The following is a 1272-nucleotide window of genomic DNA, read 5'->3' as shown; positions in this document are numbered from 1 at the left end:
ATATCAGGTGTCCACCAAAAAGGGGTCAGGTCCCGTGAAGGCGCGTGTGTTCAGCAACAAGCTGCTCCCCGCTGAAGATGCTTACTAGTTGCGGGGTGAGCCTGACTGTTACCGATTCTCCTACCAGCTGAAATGGCACTGAGTAGTACTGGTAGTCACAGGTGATGTGCCAGTTGCGATCGACTTTGAGCCGCTTATAAGACACTTCCGTAAACGGCGTCGGCGGAAGATCCCGCATCATTGGTGCCTCTTCTCGATCAAAGCGCATGCGCCGTGTTGAGCCATCAGGCCGCGTCATTGCGCTGTTGATATCGGCAAGACGGCAAGCGATCGCCTCATTGAGTTCATCGAGGTCGTAGAAGACCTCGTTGCTGAAGTAGCCCAGGATTTTGGTGTAAGCGATTTTCACGGCACGCTCTACCGCTGCCTTGTCACGAGGCCTGCCGGGCCTGGTCGGCACGATCGTGATCCCGTAATAGTCTGCAAACGCTGCGTAGCGGTCAGTGACCATGCGGTACCTTGAATGCTTCTTCGGCCGATAAGTCGCCGTAGAAGCATTATCCGGCACGATGACTGCTGGTACTTTGCCAAGATAGTTCAACGCTTTGACATGGCACTCAATCCACGCCGGCATCTTCTCGTTCGCAGCGGCCGTGACATACATCAGCCCTGAGTACGGGCTGACCGCGACAAACAATGACGCCTTGAACGCGGTATCACCACTGGCCTGATCTACTACAGGCACTTTGTCACCGGCCCAGTCGACATAAAGCTCTTGCCCTGGCTCATGGGTGATAACTTCGACGAGATCGTTGGCACGCAGAAATTCATTGAGCCCACTACAAAACTGGGAGTACTGGTACTTTGTCTTGTCCGTCGGACACGGCTGCGACAAGTAGTCCATCCACAGCTTGTGCCTGGTCACATGCTTTGTACTTTTCAGTTTGCGGGCAAGAGCATGAAAATCAGGTTGGTCGTAGGTCATCGTCCGTTTACTCCGGCCGTCGCTGAATCGCTCATCGAACCATCCCGGTGGAAGTTGATGGAAACGCTCTGGAGTTAGTTCCTCATCGTTGATGACTTTCTTCGCTCGGGATACTTCTCGTCGTGAACATCCCAATGCGTGTGTGATCTGCGCCTAGCTAGCACCATCAAGGCACATCGCAATGATCTGCTTGAAGTTGACCACAAGGACCAGCTCCTTCCAAGTAGAAGTTGACGCAACACCAGCGGATTGTGGTGTCGCCAACATCAACTATGAAAGAAAACCCC

The 1272-nt window shown here is 53.5% G+C and carries 1 protein-coding gene; it reads right to left on the bottom strand.

The window, feature by feature from the left end; translation table 11 throughout:
• Positions 1-25 precede the first annotated feature (25 nt).
• A complete protein-coding gene (gene istA, locus HMPREF2692_RS02570; protein WP_246823421.1) occupies positions 26-1120 on the bottom strand; it encodes an IS21 family transposase in 1095 nt (364 codons plus the stop codon).
• Between the last annotated feature and the right edge of the window lie 152 nt (positions 1121-1272).

The organism is Corynebacterium sp. HMSC036D03, assembly GCF_001836185.1.
Lineage (GTDB): Bacteria > Actinomycetota > Actinomycetes > Mycobacteriales > Mycobacteriaceae > Corynebacterium > Corynebacterium simulans.
This window is presented reverse-complemented; position numbering and strand designations above follow the sequence as displayed.